We start from the raw sequence: 21406 nt of genomic DNA on the forward strand, positions 1-21406 counted from the left end.
GTGTTGTTCTCATGCAATCACCGATTAAGGCATCAACGGGCCGCATGTGAAGGCGGCCCGGGCTTGATTCAGCTGCGGCTCGCCTCTTTGTGCGCCTGGTTCGCTGCGCGATAGGCAAAGGCGATAATCGGGCCGAGTGTCGAACCGCCAGCCCAGTAGGCACGACCGGAGGCTGACGCCACGCAGTTGCCGACACCGTACAAACCCGGGATCGGCGCATTGGCGTTATTGAGCACCTGCCCGACGGAGTTGGTCTTCGGACCACCCTTGGTGTCGAGGTTGCCGCCAGTAATCAACGCCGCGTAATACGGACCTTTCGCGGCCAACGGGTACATCGTCAGGTTACCGGTGCGGTCGGGTTTGACCGGGCCGGTGAAGACGCCCTGGATCGCCAGCTCACCACGATGGAAGTCCAGATCCTTGCCCTTCTTCGCCAGCTCGTTGAAGCGCTTGAGCGTGGCCTTGAGGTTGAGATTGAAATCCGCACTGAGCTTCATACCGCCAATATCCGATGCATGCTTATCGAGTCGCGCAGCAATATTGGTAGCCAGTTCTTCCAGGGTCTCGCCACGGACCACATGGCGGTCATTGCCGCCCTTGGGCACGATGGGCGAACCGTATTCGTCGCTGCTGCAGTTGTCCTGGGCCTGCTGGTCCCAGATCGAAAACATCACCAGGTTCGGGTATTCGGCTTTGTCGCCATCCCACTGGAAGAAGGTCGGCACCATTTCGTTGTAAACGGTTTTTTCATTGACGATTCGCTTGCCGTACTTGTTCACCATCAACATCGAATCACCGTTCATGGTGAAGATGCCGGACATCGAACCGTCCTTGGCCAAGGCTTTTTCCAACAGAATCGGACAGGACCATGCGTAGTTCATGTTGCGCAATTGCACGCCCAAGTCGCTTGAGATGCGGATGAAATCGCCTTCGTTGGTCAGCGCCGCGCAGCCGCCGTAGACCGGAGCGTTGAGGAAGTTGCGGCGCAGTTCCGGATCGTGAGTGAAACCGCCTGTGGCGAAAATCACGGCTTTGCGAGCCTTGACCCGTTCACGCGTGCCCTCTTCGGTTTCGACTTCGACGCCCGTGGCCTCGCCCTTGCCGTTCATGATCACTTTCACCACCCGTTCACCGGTGCGGATCTGCACCCCGTCACGCTTGGCGGCAGCGGTCAGCGTGCGGATCGCCACACGACCGCCGTCGGACATGCTCGGCCGCGCTTCCTTGGGCACCAGTACGCGGCCCTTCTTGGCTTTGTCTTCGGTCAATTCGGACCAGTAATCGGGCACGTCCGGGCAATGCCGGTAAGGCAGTGCGTCGCGTTCGGCCAACAGTTCGGCGGCGGGCGAGGCGCTCTCGTAGATGGCTTCGCACATCTCGTACTCCCAATCCGACAGGCCGAGTTTTGGCAAGGAAGCGTCATAGGATTGCGGGCGTGTCAGACGAGCGACATAGCGCATGTAATCGGCTTTTTCATCGACCATGCCGGCGTCGCGCATCGGCTTGTTATTCGGCACCCAGTACCAGAACGCTGCTTTGGCCGCGGTGCCTCCAGGGCTGCCGGCCTTTTCCAGGATGACCACGTCGTTGTCCAGCCAACGGGAGAACAACGCGGTCGGCAAGCCACTGCCGCCACCGCCGACCACGACAATGTCGTGCTCCCGATCAAAGGGCAGCTCATCACTGGCCATCGCCCGCCCGGCCACGCCCGACAGTGCGGCGACAGCGGTACCGGCGGCGCTGGCCTTGATGAAGTTGCGTCGCGACAGTTCATGTTTTTGCTTTTCTTCATTCATTTTTATTCTCCGGAAAAAGTAACGGCCTCAACACCACGGAACGGCAGGCCACAGGACGCAGGCAGGCGTCGATGACTCACCAGTAGTGCCAGAACTGCACAAACAAGCCGTCCGTGACCGTGGTGTTGCGCCCTTCCACGCCTTTGGAATAGTGGATGGACACCTGGTCCCACATTTTCTGGTTGAACACCTTCTGCACGCCGGGTTTGAGTTGAAACAGCACGCCGGCGCCCAGCGCGGTTTCGTTGGAGTCAGAGAAGTCGATATCGTTGTTGTCGCGATCCTTGGTGCTGAAAGTTTTCTGGTAGTCAGCACTGACGAAGGGCGTGATCTGGTACGTCGGACGATCAACGATGTTGTAGCCCAGGCGCAGGTTGGCATGCCCAGTGTCGCCAGGGTCGGTGTGATGCGGGCCTTCGCCGCGGATGATGGCGCCCACCAGCAGGTCGATGTTCACCTTGCCCAGCCATTCGTTGTAGAACAGCGAAGGCCACAGGGCATAGGTGTCGCTGCTGACCGAGTCCGCACCGGTGGGCAGTTGCACATAGGCCTGCATGCCGATGGTGCGCAGCGGTGTCGGGTTGTACCAGACCAGGCCACCAACCAGAGGATCGCCGAACCCGCTGACCCGCGTGCCGTTGCCGCGAATCGCAATTTCCGGGAGGGTGATACTGGCGATGAAACCGGTATTGGGCAGCCCGTCCATCTTCCAGTAGTGGAGTAACGACGTCAGGCCAACGTAGGTGTCAGTCTTGCTGCCGGTGACCTTGTTGCCATGATCGTCAAAGCGTTTGCGGTCATCGTTGTATTCGAACTCCTGACCGACCGAGTTATAGGGCTCGGTGAAGTCCGAACTGAACTGGAAGCTTTGCGGCCTGTTGCTCGCAAAAGGAATGCCCGACGCTTGCACCTTGTCGGTTGGATAAAAGCAAGTGCCCAAGGCACATAGCCCGAGACCTGCCATATTCATCGCGAGACTGTGTCCAGCTCTCATGAACGTACTCCGGATATTGTTATTGTTTTTTGTGCGCAATGATCGGCATGCCATCGAGCTACGGACGAACGATAAGGCGCGGCCTACTACGCAACAATTGCGAAGTCAGCGACTTGTGTGTTCGTGATTTGCAAACAGCAGGGACGGAGAAAAACGCGTACAGAGTCAGTCATTGAAAACCGCCGTCCCTGGCGGTACTCGCCTGTCGCTGGTCTTGCATTACTTCTTGCTGTGAACCGTCAGGCGCCGCTGCATCGGGAAAACCTGCCAGCCCAGGCGTTCGCTGATCAGTCCCCACACCCCTTGCGGGGCCTTGAGCATCATCACCACCGCGACCACGCCGAGGATGATCATGTACACCGCACCGTACTGCGCCAGGCAACCGCGCAACACGAAGTAAATCAGCGTGCCAATCAACGGTCCTTCCAGGGTGCCGATACCGCCGATGATCACGATAAAAATCACCACGGCAGTCCAGTCCTGCAGGTTGAACGCGGCGTCCGGGGATATGCGCAGTTTTTGCAGGAAGATCAGCGCCCCGACCACACCCGTGCAACCGGCGGCCAGTACATAGACCATCAGCTTGGTGCGGAACGTATCCACCCCGAGGCTGCCAGACGCTGGTTCAGAATCACGAATCGATGCCAGTGCCAGGCCCTGACGCGAGCGCAGCAGAAAAAACACCACTGCCACGGCGGCAATGGCGATGGCCAGCGCGGTGAAATAGATCAGCGTTTCGCGTCCGTCCCGGTCATTGCCGATTTGCCGCACAATCGCCGCCGGCAGGCTTTGCCCGGAACCGCCACCCAGGGTGCTCATCTGCGCCAGGCCCAAACGGAAGACCTCCGCCACCACCCAGGTACCGATGGCGAAATAGGCGCCACGCAAACGAAACACGATCAGCGCCGTGGGAATCGCCAGCAACGCCACCAACACGCCTGCAAGCAGCACCGCGATCAAGGGCGGCACACCGAATTGGCTCGCCAGCATAAACAGCAGATAGCCGCCCAGACCGACGAAGGCCTGCTGCCCTACCGAGACCATGCCGGCGTAGCCCGCCAGCAAGTTCCACATTTGCGCCAACGCCAGGTAATAGGCGAACTCCACCACCAGGCGCAGGCTCGCCCGGTCGGCCCACAAGGGTGCACTGAACAAGATCAATACACACAGGCCCAGCAACGACAGGCCAATGGTGCTGCTGGTGGTCGTGCGTTGTACGCGATAACCGAGCACGGGGTTGTTCAAGGCATTCATCAGTCGACACTCCGGGGAAACAGGCCACGCGGGCGCACGACCAGGATCAGCAGAAACACAAGATGACCGGCGAGGATTTGCCAGCCGGGATCGATCTTTGCCCCCAGGGCTTGCGCAACGCCGAGAATCACCCCGCCGGCCAGCGTGCCCCACAGGCTGCCCAGGCCACCGATGATCACCGCTTCGAAACCGTACAACAGCCGCGCCGGCCCCACGGTGGGGTCGAAGCTGGTGCGAATCGCCAGAAACACCCCGGCAATCGACACCACGGCCATCGCCAGCGCCATGGCCAGGCCGAAGATGTGCGCATTGTTGACGCCCATCAGCCGCGCGGTGTGCTGGTCATCGGAGGTCGCGCGAAACGCCCGGCCCAACGATGTCTTGTAGAACAGCAATTGCAGGCCGCCGATGATCAGCAGCGCACTGCAGAACACGATCAGCGGCATCACACCGACGCTCAGGCTGCCAATGCCGACGCTGGCCACCTCCAGATCGCCTTGAGCCAGCTTTTGGCTGTCGGCACTGAAGAATTCCAGCAGCACGTTCTGCACGATGATCGACAGGCCAAAGGTCACCAGCAACGGCGGCAGGATTTCCTGGCCCAACGTCCGGTTGAGCAACAGCCGTTGCAACAGGTAGCCGAAACAGAACATCAGCGGCACCACGATCAGCAAGCTCGCGAGCGGGCTGAAACCCAGATGATTGACCACCAGCAGCGCCAGGTATGACGCCAGGACGATGAAGTCGCCGTGGGCGATATTGACCAGGCGCATGATGCCGAACATCAACGACAACCCCACCGCGAACATCGCGTACAGGCCGCCGAGCAACATGCCTTGAAGCAAAGTATTGAGCCATTCCATCACTAGATCCCGAAATACGCGGCTTTGATTTGTGCTTTGTCCGCATCCCCAGGCCGACCGGTCAGGGACACGCGCCCTTCCTGGAAGCAATAGAAGCGGTCACACACACTCAGTGCCTGATTGATGTCTTGCTCGACGAGAATCACCGTGGTGCCGTCGGCCTTGATCGAGGGCAGCGCAGCGTAGATGTCCTTGATCGTCGTCGGTGCCAGGCCCAGGCTGATTTCATCGCACAACAGCAAATGCGGGTTGGCCATCAGGCCCCGGCCAATCGCAACCATTTGCTGCTGGCCGCCGGACAGCGCAGTGCCGGGACGCTTGCGCAGTTTTTCCAGCACTGGAAACAGCTGATAGATCCGCCCCAGGGTCCAGGGACCGGGGCGTTTGCTGTAGGCTCCGATCAGCAGGTTTTCTTCGACCGTCAGCGAGGGAAACAGCTTGCGGCCTTCCGGCACCAGCGCGATGCCCCGCTCCAACACCTGATTGGCCGCCAGGTCACCAATGGCCTGGCCCTTGAAGTGGATGGCGCCCGGCTGATTTTTGATCAGCCCGGCGAGAGAGCGCAGGAATGTTGATTTGCCCGCGCCGTTGGAACCGATGATCGCCACGGTTTCACCGGCATCAAGGGTCAGGCTGATGTCGAACAACGCTTGAAAGTCGCCGTAACCGGCACAGAGTTTTTCAATGGTCAGCATGTGTCAGCTCCCGATGCCCATGTAGATGTCCTGGACCCGAGGGTCGGCCATGACACTGCGCGGCTCGCCTTCGGCCAGTTTGGCGCCGAAGTTGATCACCGTCAGGCGACTGACCACCGCCAGCAAGGCATGCACGATGTGCTCGATCCAGATGATGGCGACGCCGGACTTGTGGATGCCCTGAATGGTTTCCACCAGCGCCAGGCATTCCGGCTCCGTCAGGCCTCCGGCAATTTCGTCGAGCAACAACAGACGCGGTTGGGTCGACAAGGCCCGGGCCATTTCCAGGCGCTTGCGGTCGAGCAGGGTCAGTGAGCCGGCCAGCACGTTGGCCTTGCGCATCAGGCCGGTCAGTTCCAGGGTTTGCGCACACCATTGACTGGCTTCCATGTCACGCAATCGCGCACCGAAGGTCGCGCCCACCAACAGGTTCTCGAACACGGTCATTTTCACGAACGGGTGCGGAATCTGATGGGAGCGGCCGATGCCTTGCTGACAGCGTTTGAACACCGGTTCGCGGGTGACGTTGCGGCCTTCGAAATGAATCGTGCCTTTGTCCGCCGCCACACCACCGGCAATCAGGTTGAACAGCGTGCTTTTGCCCGCGCCGTTGGGGCCGATGATGCCCAGTGCTTCACCGGGTTGCAGGGTCAGGTCGATGGCATCCGTGACCTTCACCGAGCCGTAGCTTTTGTGCACATCGGTCATTTGCAGAAGTGGTTGTTGCATGGTGCACCCGTGTCCTGTTGCGCGATCAATACGTAATGGCCTGCATTTCGCCGCCCAACGGAATCGCTGGTGCGGTGGCATTGCTGGTCACGATCAGGTCGTATTTGTTGTCCTTGCCCAAGCGCCACTGGCCGCTGACCAGAGGCGTCTTGGCGACGTTCTTCACCGGTCCGCCATTCCAGTTGATCGGGCCGACCACGGTGTTGAGGTTGGTCTTGAGCAAGGCATCGCGGACTGCCTGGGCGTTGCCGATTTCTTCGGTGCGCTTGAGGATGTCCACGGCCAACTCGAACAGGGCATGCACGAAGCCCAACGGTTGCGTCCACTGCTTGCCGGTCGCCTGGGTAAAGCCTTGGGCCAGTTGCCCGGCGCTGGCGCCGGTCAATGACGAACTGAACGGATGCGTCGGGCTCCACCAGATTTCGGTCGACAGGTTGTTGCCGGCCTTGCCCAATGCCTCGACTGCCGTCGGGAACAACAATGCCTTGCCCACCGACACGGCTTTCGGATTGAAGCCTTGCTGCCGGGCCTGGGTCCAGAATGTGCTCAGGTCCGGCGGGATGACCACGCCGGTCACGATCTCGACATCGGCCTTTTTGAACGCGGCAATCTGCGCGGAAAAATCGTCGGTCAGGCTCTGAAAGCGGCCGGGGTCTACCAGTTGAAAGCCCTTTTGCGCCAGTACCGGCGGGAAACCGAGCTTCTGGTCGCCCCAGGCATTGCCATCGCCGTCATTGGGAAACAGGCCGCCGACGATTTTGTTGGACGGCATCGCCCCCCACATGGCGCTGTAAGTACCGATCACATCCTCCAGGCCCCAGAAAAAGTGGTAAGTCCACTCAAAACCCTGCTCCGGCTTGCCGCCACGAGTAAAGAACCACGGCTGCCAGGGCGCCACCGTGGAGATGCACGGGATTTCGTTGATTTCGCATTGGTCGGACACCGGGTTGGTGGTTTCCGGGGTCGACGACACCAGCATCAGATCGACCTGGTCCGAGAGAATCAGCTCGCTCGCCACTTCCGCCGCGCGGTTGGGGTTGGACTGGCTGTCCTTGACGATGACCTCCAGGCGATAGGCCTTGCCGGCCACGGTGATCGAGTTCTTCAAGACTTGCCTGAGCGACTCGATGATGTAGTTGTCGGCTGCCGCAAAGGGCGCCAACGGTCCGGTCTGCGGGCTGACATAACCGAGCTTGATCACCCGCTCGCTGCCAATGGCAAAGTTGAACGGCAGGCTGGCCAGTGCCACGCCACCGGCAGCAACACCGGTACTGCGCAGGAAATCACGGCGGGAGAAGTCGCGGCCAAACAGGTTTTTATCGTTGTTGTCTGTCATGAAAGTACTCCAAAAGCCTGGACGAACAGGGTCGCCACGTGTGGCCGGGCCATCACGCAGGGTCAGGGGTAAACCAGAGAAATCCGTTTAGAAGAAGAAACTGACGTCGAATGACGCGACCACTTGCGAATCCTTTTCGCCGTCGGCATAGGCATCGCGGCCGGGGCCCGAATGGAGGTCGTAGCGCAGTTCCGGGCGCAGACGCACGTTAGGTGTCGGCGTCCAGGCCAGGTTAGTGGTCACGCCGTAGAAACTGCCCCAGGTCGGATCGGGAATGCCGGTGTGCGGGTCAATATTGGCCATCATCACGTGCACCGGTGCGTCGGTGTAGAACCACTCCGCGCGGCTGTTCCACATCAGGTTTTCACTGAGTTTGTGGTACCAGTTAATGTCGGTGCCGTACCAGGTGGCGTCGTTTTTGTTGGCAAACCCGGCGAAAGCGCCCTGCTCTTGCTTGCCGTAGTTCAGCTCCAGCGCCACGCGATTGTTCGGATCGATGACCTGAGAAAGCGTCAGGTAAGACGCCAGGCGCTTGTAGTCGTCATCCTTGGTGCCCGCCGGCAGCGGCGAGCCACAACTGCATTCGGCGAAACTGTCGCCAGCGCCATTGCCGTAGATGTTTTCCCAGTCGACCCAGGTGCCGAAGTCCGCCGAGCGCCAGCGTACGTTGGCGATCACGTCCGGCGAGTGATTGGGGTCTTGCAGGTTGTTCCAGCCCTGAACCACGCCCAGCTCGAAGCCGAGCATGCTTTCGCCAGGTTTCGAAGGCAGTTTGAACGAGTACAGCGCACCGGCATGTTTGGCCGGGCCGTGCATGAATGAGTAAGTGTGCGAGTAAAAGTCAGTCGGTGCTGGGGATGGCAAGGCGAAACCGATTTCGTTTTCCAGCGGCGTGTGGAAAATCCCGATCATCAGATCCGATCCGCCGAGTACCGGGAAGTAAAAATCAGCGTACGCCTGGGCAATGGTCAACGCCGGATCTTCGGCTTTGTTGTTGCGGTTGGCGCTCAGGTCTTCGTCCCAGCCGTAGGTCTTGAAGAAGCGCGCGTCCTTGCCGTACAGCGCCGTGACGTTGAAACCCCAGTCAGCTTCTTGCGGCATCGCGCCGGGAAACGGTCCCACGCGGCCGATAACATTGCTCTTGGGTTTTTTCTCCACGGCCAGGGCGAACTGGTTGAGGTTCACACCTTCGTCGGTATTGAAGAAGCTTTGCTTGCTGACGTCATCCGTGCCGTTGTTGTTATAGATCACACCGGCCTGAGCCCAGCCGTAGACCTTGATCCCATGTTCGCGCTCAAGGCTGTCGCCGAACACACTGCGCACCAGCGACCCCATGGGATCGTCTGCGGCGCAAGCCATTGAGGGGAACAAAACGTTGGCACCCAGAACGGGTGCGAACAGGGCTGCTGCACAGCCCCATGCACGAATACTCATACCTGCCTTCCTTATTTTTATTAGGCGCCAATCCCCCGAAGGGGCATGTGGCCGAAAGCAAGGTATGACGTCTTGATGAGCCCTGGCCCAGGCTCCACTCGATCGTTGGCGGATCGTGGTGTTCGGCGTAATGGAGGCTACAAGTCCACCACTGCACCAACAATTCCATTCTCGGCGACATCAGTGTTCGCGTATTCAGAACAATGCAGGCGTTGTTGAACCGGGATATGCCCTCCCCTCCCCTGTAGGAGCGAGCGTGCTCGCGATGGACTCGAGGGCGCCGCGGGGCATCAGGCACCCAGCGTCATCGTTGACGTCCATCGCGAGCGTGCTCGCTCCTACAGGTCTATCGGTGATCTTGGGATGGGTGGTTATTGCGGTGGATCGAGCTGATCCAGCGCCCGGTTCACCGCCAGTTCACCGAGCATGATCACCTGCGCAATGCCGAGCAGCGCATTGCGGCTGGTTCCTTGCAGATGATCCACCAGATCGGTGGCCATGACATGGGCCGATGCCAGCGACTCGCAGGCATGCACCAACAGGGTTTCGGTACAGAGTTCGGGATTGACGACGAACATGCTGCCGGGTTTACGCGGCGTGGCCATGATGCCGGGGCCGGGGTTGAGGTAATGATCGAGGGCGCGCTCGGCGGCTTCGTGGAGTTTTTGGGAGTCGAGGCTTTCGTACGGGGATGTCGGATCGGTGTCCGGCGGGTTGGGTGTGACTTTGAACATGGATGAAACTCCTGGATGTAGATGAGGAGCCATCAACCTTCGCTACCAAACGATGGGTGGCGGCCATACGCGGGTTGGTAGACCGGCATCCAGGACCCGGCGCATCCGAAGATGCCCTGCGCATGGCCACCATTGAGCAGAAATAAAAACTCTGCAAAGCGTGGCGCACTGCGACTGGATAATCGGGCTACCAAACCCGATCGCTGCTGTTTTGCAGCGACCGGCCAACGATAGAACCCGCCCCCAAGACGCACAAGCCGGCGGATTCTGGCGTAGCTGTAGGCAATGACGCAAGCCGTTGTAGCTTGCGGGAAGTAACGCTGACAGCCGCTAAACAACTCTTAAACACACCTCGATTCAGGCAACCAATACACGGCCCCTGTGGGAGCGAGCTTGCTCCGGGCGGCGTTCCGACGATAGCGGACTGTCAGTCGACATCTATATTGGCTGGTAGTCAGTCATCGCGAGCAAGCTCGCTCCTACAGGGGGATGTGGTGTTAATCAGGCATTGGTGGTCAGTGGATAGAGCTTGTCATCAAACTCCGCCAACTTCGGAAACACCAGCGGCTGATCGTCGCTCAGATGTTGCAGACGCTGGCTGTAATCAACCAGAAATTGCTGGCGCGCCTCTTCACTGATGTACGGCACATGCCAGGCCACGAACGGTTCCAGCACATCGAACCCTACGTACGCCAACGTGCCACGCAAGATCGGTCGCAGCATGTCCTCCAGCGGTCCATGAATCGCGCCTTCGCCAAACATGTGCTCACGACCACCCAGGGTCACTGTCACCAGCGCCTTCTTGCCGGCCAGACCGCCCTGATCGTAGAAGCGCTTGCCGCCATAGCAGATGCCCGACACCAGCACCCGGTCGATCCAGCCCTTGAGCATCGCCGGGGCAGAGAACCAGAAGATCGGAAAGTTGAGGATCAGCAGGTCGGCCCACAGCAGTTTGTCCAGCTCCGCCTGGATGTCCGGCGCCAGTGACTGGCTCTTCACGCCCAGGCGTTGCTCCAGGGCATAGACCAGGTACTCGGGATTTTCCCGACTCGAGAAGTCCGCGTCGCTGGCCACCGGGTTCCAGTTCATTTTGTACAGGTCGCTGACCTGCACTTCATGGCCCTGGGCTTCGAGGGTGGTGACGGCCTGGTCACGCAGGGCGGCGGTGAAGGATTGCGGCTCCGGGTGAGCGTGGACGATCAGTACTTTCATGGTGGTTCCTTAGATTTGTTCCAGCGTATCGATTGAAGGTGTGGAGTAGCAACATCGTGGGTGATGAACAGTTTGAGTCGCCAACCGTCACACCTGGATCGCCTTCACTTCGACGAACTCGTTCAGCCCCTCCTCACCCCATTCGCGACCGTTACCCGATTGTTTGTAGCCGCCGAACGGCGCCTGATAATTGAACGCCGCGCCGTTGAGGAAGCACTGTCCGGCGCGCATCTGCCGCCCCAGGTGCAAGGCGCGCTCGGCACTGCCGGCCCAGACCCCGCTGGACAGGCCGAACGGCGAGTCGTTGGCGATCTGGATCGCCTGCGCCTCATCGGCGTAGGGAATCAGGCACAGCACCGGGCCGAAGATTTCTTCCTGGGCGATGCGCATGCGGTTGTCGACATCGGCGAACAGCGTCGGGCTGACATAGAAGCCGCGCCCCGGCATGTCACCGCCGCACAGCAATCGTGCGCCTTCCTGTTGGCCGACCTTGATGTAGTCGAGCACGGTGCGTTTTTGCCCGGCCGAACACATCGGGCCGAGGAAGCTTTGCGGATCAAGGGGATCACCCATGCGCAGGCTCAAGGTTTCCGCCAACGCCAGTTCCACGGCCTCGGCGTAACGGCTGGCCGGCAGCAGCATGCGGGTCAGCGCCGTGCAGGTCTGGCCGGAGTTGATCATCACGTCCTGCACGCCGTAGCGTACCGCCGCTGCCAGATCCGCATCCTCGGCGATCAGCAATGGCGACTTGCCGCCCAGTTCCAGGCACACCCGTTTCACCGAAGGCGCCGCCGCTTGCGCAACGCGAACGCCGGCGCCGGTGGAACCGGTGAACGACACCATGTCCACGTCCGGGTGCTTGGCCAGCGCTTCGCCGACTTTCGAGCCCGGCCCGCTGACCAGGTTGAACACACCGGCCGGCAGACCGATGTCTTCGATCATCTGCGCCAGCAAGAAGGCATGCAGCGGGGTTTCCTGACTCGGCTTGACCACCACCGTGCAACCGGCGGCCAGTGCCGGGGCCAGTTTGCCGATCAACTGGTGCAGCGGGTAATTCCACGGATTGATGAACGCGCAGACGCCCACGGCCTCGCGGATCACCAGCGAGTTGCCGATTTCGCGCACTTCGTCCATGAGATGAGCCAGTTCGACGTACTGCTCAAGGCCGATGATCGGTCCGTCGACCTGCACCGAGCGGCACCATTGCACCGGCATGCCCAATTCAGTGGTGATGACCGCGGCCATCTCATCGGCACGATTGCGCAGTTGATCGGCCAGTGCACGGATATAACCGGCACGCACGCTGGACGGTGTACGCGACCATGTATCGAACGCCCGGCGTGCAGCCGCCACGGCGTTTTCGACATCAAGTTCATCACCCAGCGGAACACTGCCGCACACTTGCTCGGTGGCCGGGTTGATCACCTCGGCGATGCCCTGCCCCGACGGGTTTCGCCAGCGACCATCAATAAACAGTGTCTTGTGATTAAGCATAAACCTTTGCCTCCATCAGTTCTTGAGCACAACGGGCAATGCGCTGGCAGGCATCGCGCAGCGGTTCGGCGCCGACCACCAGACCAAGGCGAATATGCCCCGCCGCGCTCGGACCAAAGGCCTCGCCCGCCAAGACCGACACGCCGTGGCGATCCAGCAGACGATCGGCAAACGCCTGGGCGCTGAGCCCGGTCTGGCGGATATCGAGCATCACGAACATCCCGCCATCGGGTTTCAACGGCCGCACACCGGGGCAATCGGCCAGGCTGTCGCACACCAGGTCGCGACGCTGGCGATAGGCTTCGCGCATGGCTTCGAGTTCCGGCAGGTTGCTTTCCAGGGCCACCACGGCAGCGTCCTGAATGAAATCCGGCGAGCCGTAGAGCATGCACAACGCGAGGTTTTCCAGGTGCGCGGCCAGGGATGGCGGCGCCACCACCCAGCCGACACGCCAGCCGGTCATGGCGTGGGATTTCGACAGGCTGTTGAGGGTCGCGGTGCGCTCGGCCATGCCCGGCAGGCTCGCCGGGCTGACGTGCTCACCTTCGAACAGCAATTCGCTGTAGACCTCATCGGAAATCAGCCACAGGTCGTGGCCGATGCACAACTCAGCCAAAGCAGCCCAGGTGCTGCGCGGCAGGCTCGCGCCGGATGGGTTGTGCGGGCTGTTCAGTGCCAGTGCCCGGGTGCGCGGGGTGATGCGCGCGGCGACATCTTCGGGCAGCACACGGAAACCGTTTTCCGAGCGCACTGGCACCGGCACCACCACGGCGCCGCAAGCACCGAATACCGCTTCGTAGGTGACGTACATCGGTTCGGCAACGATCACTTCGTCACCCGGATTGAGCACGCATTGGGCCACGCTGAACAGCGCACATTGCGCCCCGGCCAGCACGGTGACCTGATCCGCCGAAACGGATTGGCCGCTGCGCTGTTGATGACGCCTGGCGATGGCTTCACGCAGGGCACGCTTGCCGCGCACCTCGGCATAGTGAGTGTTGCCGCGCAGCAGGCTGTCGATGGCGCCCTGCACGATAGGCTGTGGCGTGTCGAAATCCGGATCGCCCACGGACAACAGCAGAATGTCTTCACCCTGCTCGCGCTTTGCCAGGGCGCGGTAGTGGATGTCCCACGCGGCGGCGCCGTCGCCGGCGATACGTTGAGTCAGATCGGAAAAGCGCATGGCTTCATCCCCTTAAAATGCAGATCAATGCGCACAGGCATGCTTGAGTTCGATCAGGGTCACGCCGTTACGCTTGAAGCCTTGGCGCAAGTCGGCCTGCAACTCGGCCAGGCTTTGCGGCTGGGTCACGGTGCAGCCGAACGCACGAGCGAGGGCGGCGAAATCCGGGTTGCGTGGCAACACGCCGATAGGCTCGATGTCGAGGCCGAGCATGTCATCGCGAATCTGCCCCAGCGCGTCGTTGTTCCACAGCAGCACCACCAGCGGGCTGTCCAGCTCTTCAACAGCCGTAGCCAGTTCCTGGGCTGTGTAGAGGAAACCACCGTCGCCCACCAGCACCAGACCCGGCCGCTGCGGCGCGCCGAACTTGGCGCCGATCCCGGCCGGCAGGCCATAACCCAAGGTGCCGTAGCCGGTCGGGTGCAACCAGCTGCGGATGGCCAGGCTGTCAAAGGCGTAGTTACCCGTATACGCAAGCTGGGTCATGTCGGTGCTGATGAACGCGTTGTCCGGCAGCTCGGCGGCGATACGGTCGAGAATCGATTGATGGATCGACTGCAACGGGCCATGGCTGGCCTTGACCGCTTCACGCAGGGCGGCGACCGAGGCAATCGCAGCACTGGCATCGCGCACATCAGACGGCAGACGCTCAAGCAAACCACTGAGGGTTTGTTGTGCGTCGCCATGCAACGCCACGGCGCATGGGTAGAAGTCGTTGAACTTGCGTGGGTCGATGTCCACCCGCAGCAGTTCGCCATTGAGCGGCAGGCGTTCGCGCCAGAAGTCGGTGTCGGCCATTTCGGTGCCGACCGCCAGCACCACGTCGGCCTCGGCGATCAGGTTCCAGCCCGGCTCCACACACAGGGATGAGCCAGCGTTGAGCGGCGCGTCCGGCGGCAGCAGGCCTTTACCAGCGACGCTGGTGAACAGTGGCGCGGCCAGTCGGGTGCTGATTTCCCGCAATTGCGCAACGGCATTCAGCGCACCGCCACCGGCGATGATCATCGGACGCTTGGCAGCCTTGAGTCTGGCCACGGCTTGATCGATGGCAGTGGCGGATGCCGGGCCACGACCCGGGCGACGCACCACCTCATTGCTCCAGTCACGGGCAATCGGCGCCGACAGCACGTCCAGCGGCACCGAAATGTGCACCGGGCGCGGACGCTCGCTGTCGAACACCGCGTAGGCACGGGCGATCAGTTCCGGCAGGTCTTCGGCGGTCAGCGCCACGGCGGAAAACGCCGTGATCGGTGCGGTCATCGCACGCTGATCCTGGCACTCGTGCAGGCTGCCCCAGCCCTTGCCCAGGCTGGCACTGTGGTTGACGCTGGAAATCACCAGCATTGGAATCGAGTCGGCGTAGGCCTGGCCAATGCCGGTGGCGGCGTTGGTCACGCCGGGGCCGGTGATGACGAAGCACACGCCGGGTTTGCCGCTGACCCGGGCATAACCGTCGGCCATGAAACTGGCGCCTTGTTCATGACGGGTCAAGACGTGGCGGATGCCACTGCCGGGCAAGCCGCGATACAGCTCCAGGGTGTGTACGCCGGGGATGCCGAACACGGTATCGACGCCGTAGTTGGCCAACAGACGCACCAAGGCCTGGCCACCGGTCAATGTTTTGCTTTGCATATTCATGTCCTCACTCGTGGCCGAGGCGAATCAACGCATCGACCGCAGTCGTGCCTTGGGCACCGACCAACAATGGGTTCACATCGAGTTCCAGCAGGTGTCCGGCGTTCTCGCAGGCGTAGTCGGCCACGGCGCGGATGGCGGTCACCAAGGCGTCCAGGTCCGCAGACTCGCGACCACGGAAACCTTGCAGCAACGGCGCACTACGCAGGCTGAGCAAGGCGTTGCGGATCGCGCCGTCGGTGGTCGGCAGCAACAGGCTGCGACTGTCCTTGAGCAACTCCACCAGAATGCCGCCGGCACCGATCACCAAGGCGAGGCCGAAATCGTTTTCGCGCTTGATCCCGACGATCAGCTCAGCCAGTGGCGTCTTGGCCATCGGCTCCAGCAATAACTGGTCGAACGGTACGCCCGGGGCGTAAGCGGCAATGCTGGCGCGCATCTTCTCCAGTGCGGCACTCAATGCCGCGCCGTCCTTGAGGTTCAGCGCCACGGCGCCAGCCTCGGTCTTGTGTGGCAGTTGAGCGCTGACCGCTTTGAGTACCAGCGGATAGCCCAACGCTTCGGCGTCCTTCAGGGCCTTGTCCGGAGTGCTCAATACGCCGTTTGGCGTCGGTAGGCCAAAGACTCTCAAGGCCTGTTTGGAGTCCCATTCATTGAGCAAACGCCCCTCACTTTCCAACGCGTGTGGGCACAGCGGTACCAGTGCCGATTCGCCCAAAGCCAACAAGGCCTGGCGGTTGCGCTGATAACCGGCAATGCGGCCCCACGCGGCCAGGCCATCTTCAACGCCTTGCAGTGCCGCAACACCTTGTGCGTGCAGACGCTCGCGGGCATGGGCCGGCAGCAATTCGGGGAAGGCCGAGGTGACAAAACCGGTCTTGCCGTGACGTTTCAGTGCCGCGCAGTACAACTCCAGCAGCAGGTCGCATTCCTTGCGCTCGCCAGTGAACTCCGACGGGTAGTCGAGCACCAGCATCGCCGCATCGGCTTCGGTGCGTAACGCACTGTCGAGCATGCGGTTCAAGGCTTCGCCGTCGCCCCAGATCGCCGTGGTGAAATCCAGCGGGTTGACCAGGTTGGCGTAGGTCGGCAGCACTTGCGCGAGTTCGCCGACCTGTCCTTGATCGAGTTTTGGCAGGCCCAGGTCGTTGCGTTCGGCGTAGTCGGCAATCAGCCCGGCATCACCACCGGAACAGGCCAGCGCGATCAGGCTGTTGCCCGCCGGCAGGTTGCCGCAGGCGGCGGCCTTGAGGGTTTCGACAAAACTCACCGGGCCGCTGACGCGAATCACCCCGAGACGGTCGAACAGCGCGTCATACAGCGCATCGGAGCCAGATAGCGAACTGGTGTGACTCAAGGCCAGTTCGGCGCCGATCTGCGACACGCCGGTTTTCAGGGCGATGATTGGAATGCCCTTCTGCAGCGCCTTGTGCGCGGCGCGGGCAAAACCCGGCACGTTCTTCAGGCCTTCCAGGTGCAGGCCGATGGCGGTGACGCGCGGCTCGTCGAGCAACACGTCCATCAGTTCGGCGACGCCCAGTTGCGCCTGATTGCCCACCGAGGCCATGTAGGCCACCGGCAGCGAGCGGTCGCTCATGGACAGGTTGTAGGCGAAGTTGCCGCTCTGGGTCAGCACCGCCACGCCCTTCTCCACCGCTTTGCCGCCATGGGCCACCGGCCACAGCGCGGAGCTGTGCAGGTAGTCGAGCAGGCCGTAGCAGTTGGGGCCGAGCAAGGCCATGTCACCAGCGGCCTTGAGCAGTTGCTGTTGCAGGGCCTGGCCTTCGGCGCCGGTCTCGGCGAAGCCGGAGGCGTAGCAGATGGCACCGCCCGCGCCGATGGCGGCCAGTTCGGCGACGCAGGTCAGCGTCAGTTCGCGGTTGGTGGCGATGAATACCGCGTCCGGGCCGCATGGCAGCTCGGCCACGCTGCGCACGCACGGCACACCTTCAAGGCTGTCGTGCTGCGGATTGACCAGCCACATTTGCCCTTGGTAGCCGCCCTCGGCACAGCGCTTGAGGGCGCGGGCCATGCTGCGGCCGCCGACGAACGCCACGTGTTGCGGCGCGAGCATGCGTTTGAGGTTGTCACGAATGGTGTGGGACATGGGATTCTCCGGGCCGATCAGCGCAGCAGCGGCCGCAGCAGCTCGCGGGAAATGATGTGGCGCTGGATTTCCGAAGTGCCTTCCCAGATCCGTTCGATCCGCGCGTTGCGCCAGATGCGCTCCACCGGACCTTCGTCCATCAGGCCCATGCCACCGAAGATCTGCACCGCTTCATCGGCGGTGCGTCCCAGCACTTCACTGGCGAACAGCTTGGCCATGCCGGCCTCGCCATCGGTCATGGTGCCCTGGTCCATTTTCCAGGCGGTGTGCAGGGTCAGCAGTTCGGCAGCGCGGATTTGCGTGGCCATGTCGGCCAATTTGAACGACACGCCCTGGTAGGTGCCGATGGGCTGGCCGAATTGCTTGCGGTCCGCCGCCCATTGCAAGGACACGTCCAGTGCGCGCTGGGCCTGACCGACGCAGTTGGCCGCGACCATCACGCGCCCGGCGGTCAGCCAGGCGTTGGCCACGTCCCAACCCTTGCCGACTTCGCCCAACACTTTGCTGGCCGGCACGCGGCAGTCGTCGAAAAACATTTCGAAGGTGTGATAACCACGGTTGCTCACGCACTTGGGCCCACGGCGGATGGTCATGCCCGGGGTGTTGCGGTCGACCAGGAACGAAGTCACGGCGTTACGCTTTTTGCCGTTGTGTTCGTAGGTGTCGGTCACGGCGAAGACAATGGCGAAATCGGCATGGCCAGCGTGGCTGATGAAATGCTTGCTGCCGTTGAGAACGAAGTCGTCGCCGTCACGCACGGCGCGGGTCTTGATCGCATTGGCGTCTGAGCCGGCGCCCGGTTCGGTCAGGGCAAAGCAGTCGATCTTTTCACCCTGGATGCACGGCAACAGGTAGTCGTTGATCTGGTCGCCGGTGCAGGCCATGAGGATTTTCGATGGCCGTGCGACAAACACGTGCAGCGCCCAGGACACCTTGGACAGCTCGCGTTCGATCAGTGCCTGGGACAGGTAGTCCAGGCCACCACCGCCCACTTCTTCGGGCATGTTGAAGGCGTAGAAGCCGGCGGCGATCGCCTTGCCGCGAATCTGCGCCGCCAGTTCCGGGGAGACCTCGTCGGCGCGGTCGACTTGCTCTTCATAGGGCAGCAGTTCCTTCTCGACGAAGCTGCGTACCGAGTCCACCAACATTTCTTGTTCTTGGGTCAGTTGGAAATTCATGCTGCTACCTGTTGTTCGTGTGCTGAAAGAAGTGTGGGGAATCAACGACCGATGAAGCGTGCCGGGCGTTTTTCCATGGCGGCGCGCAGGGCTTCGTTGCCGTCTTCACTGCGACCGCAGAGCAGGCCGGCGGCGAGTTCGGCTTGCAGTTGCTCGGCCAGGCTGCGTTCGGCGCCTTCACGCATGAGTTTTTTGGTCTGGGCGAAGGCGAAGGTCGGGCCGGCGGCCAGGCGTGCGGCCAATTCGCTGGTGACCGTCAGCAGTTGATCGTCGGCACAGACATCGCCGACCAGACCAGCGTCGAGGGCACGGTCGGCGCCCCACAACTCGTCGAGGAACAGCAGGCGCTTGGCCTGTTCACTGCCGATCAAACGCGGCAGATGCCAACTGGCGCCGGCATCCGGCGAATACGCCATGCTGGTGTAGCCGGCCTTGAAGCGTGCCGATTGCCCGGCGATGCGCAGGTCGCAGCACAGGGTCAGGTCCATCCCGGCGCCGACGGCGGTGCCGTTGATGGCGGCGATGGTGGGTTTTTCCAGGCTGTGCAGGCGGGTCATCAAGGCGTGGGCGGTTTCGGTCCAGCCGTAGGTTTCCAGGGCGCCCCGGGCTTCGGCATCGGCCCATTCATCGAGGTCGGCGCCGGCGCAGAAACTGCGGCCGCTGCCGGTGAGCACCACCACACGCACCGCTGGATCGGCGTTGAAACCGTCGAGCAAGGCATGCAGGTTTTTCAGCGTCGGAATGTCCAGCGCATTGCGCTGGGCAGTGCGATTGAGGGTGATCCAGGCAACGCCTGCTTCGACCTGGCTGAGCAGCGACGATTGAGTGGTCATGGGAATCCTCGAATTATTGTGATTGGTCTGAGGTGATGCGACTTGAGGCCATACTAAACGAGTGTTCAGTAAGGCGGCAATCGGCGGAGAAATGGGCTGTAACAAGCTCAAAAAATCGATAACACATTGGTTTTATTTAATTATTTCTAAAGGCAGGAGCGTAAGTCGTGCGCGCTGTTACAACTTCGAACAACTGACGACAGGAGGCCGTCGCAGATCTTTCTGGCCCTCCACTAAGCCAATGTAGGAGCGAGCCTGCTCGCGATGGTCGTTAACGGTGACGCGTTCTGGCTGGATGAACGCGGCGCTGTTGAGTCCATCGCGAGCAAGCTCGCTCCTACAGGGGTAAGTGTTCAGTTCAAGGGATCAGGCAGTCGGCAAGCTCGGCGCCAACACGCCCTGACGCTTGCGATGGATCAGGAAGTACGCGCCATAGCACAGCGCAATGAAGCCAAAGCCCCAATACAGCGACGGACGCTGGGTTTCATCCAGGGCCAGGAACACGAACAGCGAGCAGCACAGCGTGATGCACATCAGCGGCAATACCGGGAACCACGGCGCGCGGTATTTCAGATCGCTGAGTTTGCCGCCGTCACGCAAGTACGCCTTGCGGAACTTGTACTGCGCCAGCGCGATGACAATCCAGGTCACGGTGCCGGACATGCCGCTCACCGCCATCAGCACCATGAACAAGGTGTCGGCGGCGACGAAGCTGGTCATCAGCGACACCAGCGCGAAGCACAGGGTGATGCTCAAGGCGCGCAGCGGCACGCCGCGCTTGCTCAAAGGAGACAGGCTTTTCGGCGCCATGCCGGTTTTCGACATCGCCCACAGGATGCGCGTCGAGGCGTACAGGCCGGAGTTGCCCACCGACAGGATCGCGGTGAGGATCACGAAATTCATCAGGTCGGCAGCGTAGGGAATGCCGACCATGTCGAACACCTGCACGAACGGGCTTTCCATCAGGCCCGCCTGCTGCCACGGCACGATGGCCGACAGCACGATAATCGCCAGCACATAGAAAATCAGCACGCGGAACACCACGTTGCGTACGGCGCGGGGAATGCTCTTTTCCGGCTGGTCGGTTTCACCGGCGGCCACGCCCATGATCTCGCAACCCTGGAACGCGTAGACCACGGTCATCATCACCGCGAACACCGCCGACAGACCGTTGGGGAACAACGAATCGCCGATCAGGTTGGTCGCCATCGGTGCCGGTGCGCCACTGCTCAGGGGCATCACGCCGAAGATCACCAGCACGCCGACCACGATGAAACCGAGAATCGCCGCGACCTTGATCCCCGAGAACCAGTATTCGGCTTCACCAAAGGCACGGGTCGCCATGGCATTGATAGCGAACAGCACCACCACGAACAGCGTCGACCAGTACCAGATCGGCACGGTCGGGAACCAGCGGGTCATCAGCATACCGGCGGCGGTGAACTCCAGGCCCACGGTGGTGGCCCAGCTCATCCAGTACACCCAGCCGATCATGAACCCGGTGGCCGGACCGATGAATTTGGTGGCATGGGTCTGGAATGAACCGGACACCGGCATCTGCACCGACAGTTCGCCCAGGCAGACCATCACCAGGTACATCAGGAAACCAGCGACCAGGTAAGCCAGGATCGCCCCCACCGGGCCGCCCTGATTGATGGTCACGCCGGAGCCCATGAACAACCCGGTGCCGATGACGCCGCCCAACGACAGCATGAAAATGTGCCGGCTCTTCAGGGCGCGGGTCAGCTGTATGCCTTTACGATCAGTATTTTCGTTCATGTCGGCACCTCAGCAGTCAGTGAGGTGTACAGCGCGCGACAGGACGTCACGGCGCAGGGAGGGATCAGCTTTACGGCAATTCATTATTATTATCTCCAATAAGCTTCGAAGACCGCGCTGCGGCGGTTGCGTCGATTATTGGAAAGCCAT

17 protein-coding genes are annotated in these 21406 nt (G+C 61.5%); all 17 read right to left on the bottom strand.

The genetic code is table 11. From position 1 onward, the window contains the following. Positions 1-68: 68 nt before the first annotated feature. The gene (locus AC3ITY_RS17815) at positions 69-1796 is read right to left on the bottom strand and encodes an FAD-dependent oxidoreductase (protein ID WP_489304099.1); all 1728 of its coding nucleotides are present in this window, start codon (positions 1794-1796) and stop codon (positions 69-71) included. A gap of 76 nt (positions 1797-1872) precedes the next feature. Then, positions 1873-2790 carry a transporter gene (locus AC3ITY_RS17820; RefSeq protein ID WP_489304101.1) on the bottom strand — a complete coding sequence of 306 codons (918 nt, stop codon included), beginning with the start codon at positions 2788-2790 and terminating at the stop codon, positions 1873-1875. A 219-nt stretch (positions 2791-3009) separates the two neighbouring features. Further along, complete coding sequence (locus AC3ITY_RS17825) at positions 3010-4044, bottom strand: branched-chain amino acid ABC transporter permease (protein ID WP_489304103.1); 1035 nt, start codon at positions 4042-4044, stop codon at positions 3010-3012. Beyond that, positions 4044-4907: a branched-chain amino acid ABC transporter permease gene (locus AC3ITY_RS17830; RefSeq protein WP_489304105.1), complete on the bottom strand. Its 864-nt coding sequence runs from the start codon at positions 4905-4907 to the stop codon at positions 4044-4046. The genes AC3ITY_RS17825 and AC3ITY_RS17830 overlap by 1 nt, the downstream gene beginning before the upstream one ends. Positions 4908-4909: 2 nt before the next feature. Continuing rightward, positions 4910-5602 (bottom strand): ABC transporter ATP-binding protein, encoded by a 693-nt coding sequence (locus AC3ITY_RS17835; protein ID WP_489304107.1) that lies wholly within the window; start codon positions 5600-5602, stop codon positions 4910-4912. A gap of 3 nt (positions 5603-5605) precedes the next feature. Beyond that, on the bottom strand, positions 5606-6331 hold the full coding sequence (locus AC3ITY_RS17840; RefSeq protein ID WP_489304109.1) for an ABC transporter ATP-binding protein: 726 nt from the start codon (positions 6329-6331) through the stop codon (positions 5606-5608). 25 nt (positions 6332-6356) lie between these two features. Further along, on the bottom strand, positions 6357-7667 hold the full coding sequence (locus tag AC3ITY_RS17845) for an ABC transporter substrate-binding protein (protein WP_223461221.1): 1311 nt from the start codon (positions 7665-7667) through the stop codon (positions 6357-6359). 87 nt (positions 7668-7754) lie between these two features. Beyond that, positions 7755-9101 carry an outer membrane beta-barrel protein gene (locus AC3ITY_RS17850; RefSeq protein ID WP_489304112.1) on the bottom strand — a complete coding sequence of 449 codons (1347 nt, stop codon included), beginning with the start codon at positions 9099-9101 and terminating at the stop codon, positions 7755-7757. Positions 9102-9472: 371 nt separating this feature from the next. Then, complete coding sequence (locus AC3ITY_RS17855; protein WP_489304114.1) at positions 9473-9835, bottom strand: DUF6124 family protein; 363 nt, start codon at positions 9833-9835, stop codon at positions 9473-9475. A 501-nt stretch (positions 9836-10336) separates the two neighbouring features. Next, positions 10337-11047: an NAD(P)H-dependent oxidoreductase gene (locus AC3ITY_RS17860; RefSeq protein ID WP_223533667.1), complete on the bottom strand. Its 711-nt coding sequence runs from the start codon at positions 11045-11047 to the stop codon at positions 10337-10339. Between the two features lie 87 nt (positions 11048-11134). Continuing rightward, positions 11135-12541: an aldehyde dehydrogenase family protein gene (locus tag AC3ITY_RS17865; RefSeq protein ID WP_489304117.1), complete on the bottom strand. Its 1407-nt coding sequence runs from the start codon at positions 12539-12541 to the stop codon at positions 11135-11137. Continuing rightward, a complete protein-coding gene (locus tag AC3ITY_RS17870; RefSeq protein WP_489304119.1) occupies positions 12534-13724 on the bottom strand; it encodes a pyridoxal phosphate-dependent aminotransferase in 1191 nt (396 codons plus the stop codon). Before AC3ITY_RS17870 ends, AC3ITY_RS17865 begins: the two co-directional genes overlap by 8 nt. 24 nt (positions 13725-13748) lie before the next feature. Further along, positions 13749-15356 carry a 5-guanidino-2-oxopentanoate decarboxylase gene (locus AC3ITY_RS17875; protein WP_489310919.1) on the bottom strand — a complete coding sequence of 536 codons (1608 nt, stop codon included), beginning with the start codon at positions 15354-15356 and terminating at the stop codon, positions 13749-13751. Between the two features lie 10 nt (positions 15357-15366). After that, positions 15367-17466, bottom strand: coding sequence for an acetate--CoA ligase family protein (locus AC3ITY_RS17880; RefSeq protein ID WP_489304121.1), 2100 nt, complete (start codon positions 17464-17466; stop codon positions 15367-15369). Positions 17467-17483: 17 nt separating this feature from the next. Next, a complete protein-coding gene (locus AC3ITY_RS17885; protein WP_489304123.1) occupies positions 17484-18644 on the bottom strand; it encodes an acyl-CoA dehydrogenase family protein in 1161 nt (386 codons plus the stop codon). 41 nt (positions 18645-18685) lie between these two features. Beyond that, positions 18686-19477, bottom strand: a complete 792-nt coding sequence (locus AC3ITY_RS17890; protein WP_489304125.1) for an enoyl-CoA hydratase/isomerase family protein — start codon at positions 19475-19477, stop codon at positions 18686-18688. Positions 19478-19843: 366 nt separating this feature from the next. After that, positions 19844-21256, bottom strand: a complete 1413-nt coding sequence (locus AC3ITY_RS17895; protein WP_489304127.1) for an amino acid permease — start codon at positions 21254-21256, stop codon at positions 19844-19846. Positions 21257-21406 lie beyond the last annotated feature (150 nt).

The organism is Pseudomonas sp. GL_091 (assembly GCF_057837725.1).